Below are 685 nucleotides of genomic sequence, written 5' to 3'. Positions count from 1 at the left end.
CATATACACCTGGTGAGTATCAGCGAATTACGTATGTCTACACAAAGACAGAGCGTGATCCAGAAACAACGCCAGATCCAGAGCCAACGCCTGACCCAGAGCCGACACCAGACCCAGAGCCGACACCAGATCCAGAGCCAACGCCTGACCCAGAGCCAACACCGGATCCAGAGCCAACGCCAGATCCAGAACCAACACCAGATCCAGGAACACCAGGAGAAGAGGATCCTAAAGATCCAGGTAAACCACAAGAGCCAAGTAAACCTGAGCAACCGAATAAACCTGAGCAAAGTAAAACAGTAACATCTTCTAAAGATAAAGAAGACGATAAAAAATTACCGAACACAGGTGAGGCTGAGAGAGATCTTACATTATTCGCTACAGCTTTAGCGGCTCTTGGAGGATTATTAACATTTGGAAGACGTAAAAATAAAAATGAAGAACAATAATCTATAGTTTTTCATGGGCTAAACATACTATATGTTTAGCCTTTTTATTTATAAAATAGATAGGGGAAAAGACATGTGTAAATTGGATGAGATCAATGGCTTTATTAGTAACACATGTATGAAAAAACCTAGTGAAGATTTGGGTGTATTTTTAAGTATTGGAAATAGAGATCATAAAGCTAAAGTTATATTTTTTAAAAATACTTAAATTTCAAGTTTAAGTTAGCCACTTGAAA

General features: G+C 39.1%; 1 protein-coding gene. It reads left to right on the top strand.

The window, feature by feature from the left end:
• The coding region (locus tag HMPREF3029_RS02565) for an LPXTG cell wall anchor domain-containing protein (protein WP_144265391.1) at positions 1-449 on the top strand (449 nt) is incomplete at its 5' end.
• Positions 450-685: the final 236 nt, after the last annotated feature.

Source organism: Nosocomiicoccus sp. HMSC059G07 (assembly GCF_001815515.1).
Taxonomy (GTDB): domain Bacteria; phylum Bacillota; class Bacilli; order Staphylococcales; family Salinicoccaceae; genus Nosocomiicoccus; species Nosocomiicoccus ampullae_A.
Note: the sequence above shows the minus strand (reverse complement) of the source record. Positions and strands in the feature narration are given on the sequence as shown.